Source organism: bacterium, assembly GCA_040754625.1.
Taxonomy (GTDB): Bacteria; JACRDZ01; JAQUKH01; order JAQUKH01; family JAQUKH01; genus JAQUKH01.
On record JBFMCF010000071.1, the window covers coordinates 26,193 to 32,808 of the forward strand.

General features: G+C 34.3%; 4 protein-coding genes. All 4 read left to right on the plus strand.

All coding sequences use genetic code 11. The features are described 5' to 3' along the window. The first annotated feature begins 36 nt into the window (after positions 1-36). The 4 genes from AB1498_06585 to rfbH are packed head-to-tail and all read left to right on the plus strand — an operon-like array spanning position 37 to position 6,333. A complete protein-coding gene (locus AB1498_06585) occupies positions 37-1,161 on the plus strand; it encodes an FkbM family methyltransferase (GenBank protein ID MEW6087957.1) in 1,125 nt (374 codons plus the stop codon). Positions 1,162-1,186: 25 nt separating this feature from the next. Further along, on the plus strand, positions 1,187-2,350 hold the full coding sequence (locus AB1498_06590) for a class I SAM-dependent methyltransferase (GenBank protein MEW6087958.1): 1,164 nt from the start codon (positions 1,187-1,189) through the stop codon (positions 2,348-2,350). A gap of 37 nt (positions 2,351-2,387) precedes the next feature. Beyond that, the gene (locus tag AB1498_06595; protein ID MEW6087959.1) at positions 2,388-4,703 is read left to right on the plus strand and encodes a YfhO family protein; all 2,316 of its coding nucleotides are present in this window, start codon (positions 2,388-2,390) and stop codon (positions 4,701-4,703) included. 7 nt (positions 4,704-4,710) lie between these two features. Continuing rightward, positions 4,711-6,333: a lipopolysaccharide biosynthesis protein RfbH gene (rfbH, locus tag AB1498_06600; protein ID MEW6087960.1), complete on the plus strand. Its 1,623-nt coding sequence runs from the start codon at positions 4,711-4,713 to the stop codon at positions 6,331-6,333. Positions 6,334-6,616 lie beyond the last annotated feature (283 nt).

The following is a 6,616-nucleotide window of genomic DNA, read 5'->3' on the forward strand; positions in this document are numbered from 1 at the left end:
ATGTAACAGGGCACTGTCTGATAGGAAACTGACTAAATGAATTATTGTGAAGAAGAAAAAAACATAAAAGATATTCTTGCAGTAAAACAAACTTTTGATAAAAATGCTTTCCTTTCACATCATGGGCGGACAATTATATATGGCGCAGGAGAAACGGGTAAAAGGGTCCGTGTCCTGTTAGAACGATATGGAATCAAAATAGATTGTTTCCTTGATGAAAAAGGCGGCAAGAACATATTTGTCGACAATATCCCTGTTTTTAAACCGGGTGCCGGTATTGCTGATAAAACAGCAATTGTTATTGTGGCTATTTTTAATCACACAACAGATATTATCCCCGTTATAGCCCTGCTTAAGGAAATGGGGTTTACAAGGATAATTCCATACACCGAGTTTTTTATACATTTTGCAGATGATCTCCCGGTCCATTACTGGCTTGGGCCGGTTGATATATATAAATCCCATATTTCTGAAATTACAACTGTTTTCTCCATGCTGGATGACCGGCACAGCAAAGAACTATATCTGTCTTTGCTGAGGTTTCGTATCACGGGGAACCCTGCTTATATGCCGCAGCCGCAAATCGGAAACATCTATTTTCCATTGGATGTTCCGGGGAGAAGCAAGCCCTGTCATTTTATTGACTGCGGGGCGTTTTCCGGTGACACTCTTGTGTCAGCGAGAGAAAGATTCGGCATTCTGGGCAGTGTCCGGGCTTTTGAACCAGACCAGAAGAATTTCCGGCAGTTAGTCCAGCTAAACAATGATATCCGTTTTTCTGAAGATACAGTAATAATCCCCTGCGGAGTCTGGTCGTCTACTGTCCAGCTTCGCTTTGCTTCAGAAAATTGTTCTGCAGCCAGCAGTGTTTCGGATAAGGGAGACAGTATTATACAATGTGTTACTCTTGATGATTGCCTTGGTGGCTACAAACCGACGCTTATTAAGATGGATGTTGAAGGCAGCGAGCTGGAAGCCCTGGAGGGATCAAGAAATATGATTGTATCCTCACGGCCGCAGCTTGCTGTTTCCGTATACCATACGCCTGATCATTTATGGAAAATTCCCATGTTTATAAAAGAAATTGTGCCTGACTATAAATGTTTCTTAAGATTACATGGTGCCAACGGATATGATACAGTCTTTTATGCTCACATTTAAGAGGTTTACATTTACAAGGTAAAAAATGAAAAGATGTTGCCCTATTTGTTCCTGTCTGGAGAAAACAATCCTTTATAAGCAGAATTTTAATAATAAAGCTATATCTTTAATAGAAAATTATGATGTTGCTGTATGCAAGGATTGTGGATTTGGGTATGCGGACAATATTCCTTCACAGGCTGATTTTAATAATTATTACGCAGTAATGTCTAAATATGAATTTAATTATAAGGATGGAATTGTTTCAAATGATTATATTGATCATTACACAAAAATTGTTAATTTTTTGATTCCACATATAAAAGACAAGAATGCAAGAATATTAGATATCGGGTGTTCAACAGGCGGGTTATTATCTATTTTTAAATTAAACGGATATTCAAATTTATCAGGGATTGATCCCTCGCCGTCATGCGTGAGAAGTGCAAAAGAATTATATGACATTGAAGCATCAGTTAGTGATATTTCTAATTTCAATACCAGCGGAAAATATGATTTGATTATTTTATCCGCTGTTTTAGAACATTTAGTTGATTTCAATGATTCAATGCAGAAAATCCGGGCGTTATTAAAAGATAATGGATTATTATTTATTGAAGTTCCTGATGCAGAAAGGTTTTATTTATATATATCAGCACCTTTTCAGCAATTCAGTATTGAACATATTAATTATTTTTCACAATATTCCCTAAAAAAATTTTTATCCAATTTCTCTTTTAAAATAATAGAAATAAAGCAGAATGAAAGTAAAATAAATTTAACTGTGGAACCCGATATTTTCGTTTTATCGGAGAAGATTAATAATGGAAAAAATAAAGCCGGGAGGGATAGTATTTCTGAAGTAAATATTAAAAAGTATATAAATCAATCTTCCAACATTGATTTAGAAATAAGGGGAATCATTAATGAAAAGCTGTTAAACAAGAGCAAAATAATTGTATGGGGGGTAGGGACTCATACTCAAAGGCTTATCGGTTCCGGATTGGAGCTTTCAAAAATATTATTTTTTGTCGATTCAAATGTTAGATATATCGGTAAAAAACTGAAAGGAATAGAAATAAAATCCCCGGGCGATATTCAGGAAGAAAATGCCCCGATATTAATTTCGACTTTTTCTTACCAGCAGGAAATTGAGCATCAAATCAGGGAAGTTTTAAAATTAAAAAATGAAATCATAAAAATATATTGAATAACCTTGCTTATACTGTATAAAAGGGGAAGTTATAATGGAAAATAAAGTAAATGAAAAAACCGAGAACTGGGGAAAATGGACTCCCTTCTTTTTGTTTGCCATTGTTACAATTATATATTCCTTCCGGTTTTTTGAACCGGGGACAAAGATATTCGGGCATGATACTTATCTTCTGCAAGGCGGGAATGATTTTAATCAGGACTCGTATAACAGGGGGGAAATTCCTTTCTGGATACCTTATTCTTTTAGCGGCATGCCTAATTTGGCCGCCCTCAGTACAGAAGCGGTTTATCCAACCTTTATAATCTGGCATTTGCTGAAAGTGCCGCCGCATTTAATTTATTTATTCGAATATATGATAAGCCTTTGTGCCGCCGGTTTTTTTACATATTTATTTGCAAAAACCCTGGGGCTCGCTGAAATAAGCAGTTTTGTCACAGGTGTTTTTTTTATGTTTTGCGGTAATTTATCCACGATAATCAATCCCGGACATATAAATAATATGGAGGCGATATCCGTTATTCCATTGGTATTTTATTTTTTAGAAAAAGGTTTTCAAAACAAAAAATATTTCTATTTTGTATTAGTCGGATGTGTTTTTGGATGGCAGAGTTTAGCAGTTGGATACCAGATAATGGTATATACAATTGTAACGGCAGGATTATACCTGTTGTTCAAAATAGTATTTTTAAAAGAACCACCTAAATATCTGTTTTATTTTATATCCGGAATAATGATAATCCCTTTAATCTCGGCGGTTCAGTTTTTGCCGTCTTTTTTCTATTTAAAACATTCATACCGGGCGGAACCGACATATAAATATTTTACAAGCTGGTCATTTCATCCGGCAGAAGTGATTACCTATTTAATCCCCCGTTTTTTTGGCTTAATGGAGGAAACCTACTGGGGGCATAATCCATTTTGGTTAAACACCTATTATTTAGGTATATTGCCTATCCTCTTAAGTTTTGTAGCAGTGTTTTTCTTGTTAAAGAATGATAAAAAAGTTTTAGGTTTTACTATTTTAACAACTCTTGCCCTGGTTCTTTCTTTTGGAGGAAATACACCGCTTTACCGGATACTTTATTATATGCCTGTTATTTCAAAATTCAGGACATCGGCGAGATGGACAATATTTTTTGATTTTTTTCTGATAATTCTTGCCGGCATAGGGGTCAATTTTATATTTGAATTTGTGAATAAAAAACATAAGCCGGGGGATTTCAGAAAATTTAATATTTTTAAAATATCACTGGTTATATTAAGTATTTCATTTTTAGTTTCGTGGCTGGTATTTTTATTAAATTCTTCAAAAATTGCCAATGCTATGCAGAGTTGGGAATTAATAAGAAACAGATTTGCTTACGAACATGGGCCTTATATCACAGGTATCCTTTATAAAATGATAAGCGGGGACATGCTTAAACTGGCATTGTTATTTACAGTCAGCGCAATATTGATAATTTTAGGGTTTTATTCAAAGCTGAATAAATATGTTTTTCTGGGCGGCTTATTATTTATATATTTTATTGATATAATACCGGTTATAAATTTATGTGTCAGGAAGGTCCCGGTTGCAGAACAAAACATCCAAAGAGAAGAGATTGTAGATTTTTTAAAAAATGACAAATCTCTTTACAGGGTATTGCCATTAGGAGAATTATTTGACAAGAATTGGTTTGCTTCGGAAAAAATTCAAAGCGTTAATGGATATGGTGTTCCTTTGAAAGATTATTATGAGGCAAGGGGAAAGGGATTGTTTAATAATATCTCTTTTTTAAGTTTACTGAATGTAAAGTATGTAATAACCGGTGCATTGATAAATCACGCTGCCTTCCAGTTAGTTTCAAGCAAAAATATTAATATTTATCAAAATCTGGCAAATTTACCAAGGTCGTTTTTGTATAACAAAGTGGAAGTGATAAAAAACAAAGAAGAAATTTTTAATAAAATTAATCAAAATAATTTTAATTGTATAGAACGTTTGATTATCAATGAGGATTTTAATGAAAAACTGGATGATTTAACATTTAAAGGCAATGAAGCGAAAATAATAAATTTCAGTCCCAACCGTATTAATATCGAGGTTGAGGCCCCCGGGGATTGTATGTTGTTCTTAAGTGAGATTTATTACCCCGAATGGAAGGCAAAAGTGGACGGGAATGAAGCAAAGATTTATAATGCATTTGGAGTATTCAGGGCGGTCTATTTACCCAAAGGTTATCACAAAATAGAATTTTGGTATAGTGCTAAAATATTTTATATAGGATTATTTATAACAATTATAACTGCAGCGGGTGTTTTAATAATGATATTGTCCAATAATAGATTAAATAAGGGACAGCGATAGGCATAAAATGATTAAAATTTTAAATATCGGAGATATTTTTATTTATCCGGCAGCACCCCGGGTGGTTCTTATCGTTTCACAGCCTGACTCGGAGGGAAATGTGCAGGCAATTTCCGGGGTTACTGATATTGAGAAAAGTAATAACAAGCGGTACCAACTGGTTATTAAAAAAAGTGATTTGAGGGAAGGAAGTCTGGATAAACCAATTAATTTTTCCTTTAGAACGCAAACTGCTGTAAATAAAAAGTTTTTACATAAAAAGATAGGCACAGTAGATAATGAAAAGATTGAAAATATTTTGCGCCTAATAATATCAGGCAATATAAAATCTTTTTATAAAGCTGTTTATAAACCTTTACAGGAAAAAGAGTTTGTTGAGGGTAAATCAAAAATATCTTATGCAGGCAGGGTCTTTGATGAAAAAGAAATGATTGGCTTGATTAACAGCTCGCTTGATTTTTGGCTTACTGCCGGAAAGTATGCAGAAAAATTCGAAAAAAAATTCGCCAATTATTTAAATGTCAAATATTGCTCTTTGACAAATTCCGGCTCATCAGCTAATCTTTTGGCTTTTATGGCATTAACGTCGCCAAAGCTTGGAGAAAAAAGAATAAAAAAAGGAGATGAAGTTATAACAGTTGCCGCAGCATTTCCCACGACAGTTACCCCAATAATACAATATGGGGCAGTTCCGGTATTCATTGATATAACATTGCCCACTTATAATATAGATTGCAAACGGCTTGAAGAAGCTTTATCAAATAAAACACGGGCGGTTATGATTGCGCATACATTAGGCAATCCTTTTAATGTCAAGGCCGTTAAAGATTTTTGTGATAAACATAATTTATGGCTGATTGAAGATAATTGTGATTCGCTGGGTTCAAAATATCTATTAAACAATGAATGGAAATACACAGGCAGTTTTGGTGACCTTGGGACGTCAAGTTTCTATCCCCCGCATCATATAACGATGGGGGAAGGAGGCGCTGTGTATACAAATCATAAACAACTTAAACTTATAATTGAGTCATTTCGTGACTGGGGAAGAGATTGTTTTTGTGTTTCAGGCCGTGATAACAGCTGTCAAAAACGTTTTAAACAACAACTGGGAGAATTACCTTATGGGTATGACCATAAATATGTTTATTCCCATTTTGGATATAACCTTAAAGTAACTGACATGCAGGCTGCAATAGGATGTGAACAATTAGAAAAACTGCCGGATTTTATTGAAGCGAGAAAACAAAATTGGCGGTTACTAAAAAACGGTTTATCAGACTTATCTGATAAACTTATGTTACCTGAAGCAACACAGGGGTCAGATCCCAGTTGGTTTGGTTTCCTGATAACAATACGTGACGATGCCGGTTTTAAAAGAGAGGATTTTGTGAATTATCTTGAATCCAATGGCATCCAAACAAGAATGTTGTTTGCGGGCAATATTATCAAGCACCCCTGCTTTGATGAGTTACGAAAGAGCGGTGAGGGATATAGAGTTATCGGTGATTTGATAAATACAAATATAGTAATGAACAATGCCTTTTGGATAGGGGTTTACCCGGGTTTAAAAGATAAAATGATTGAGTTTGTAATTAAATGTATTTACGAATTCAGTAAAAAGAAATAACTAACTTGAGTTTTACCCTCAAAAACTAACCCAGAATAACGTCTTTTAATATTACAAAAGCAGTTTTTATTTTATTGGGCAGGTTTAAATAGGTATTTATGTCAAAAATTCTACGGAAAATATATTTCGGATATAAATAAAATTGTGTAAATGCCTTCTCCCGAGTTTGCCACTTTTAGAATTTAAAAATAAAAGTGTTGATTTGGCGCGGTTTTTCGTGTAAAAAAGTAGTGTGAAACCGCACTACCTAAAAATAAGGAAGGTAAAAACCCATTCTGGAAGC

Excerpts from the sequence above, each read along its gene's own strand:
- AB1498_06585 (MEW6087957.1), top strand. The coding sequence starts at position 37 with ATGAATTATTGTGAAGAAGAAAAAAACATAAAAGATATTCTTGCAGTA.
- AB1498_06590 (MEW6087958.1), top strand. The coding sequence starts at position 1,187 with ATGAAAAGATGTTGCCCTATTTGTTCCTGTCTGGAGAAAACAATCCTT.
- AB1498_06595 (MEW6087959.1), top strand. The coding sequence starts at position 2,388 with ATGGAAAATAAAGTAAATGAAAAAACCGAGAACTGGGGAAAATGGACT.
- rfbH (MEW6087960.1), top strand. The coding sequence starts at position 4,711 with ATGATTAAAATTTTAAATATCGGAGATATTTTTATTTATCCGGCAGCA.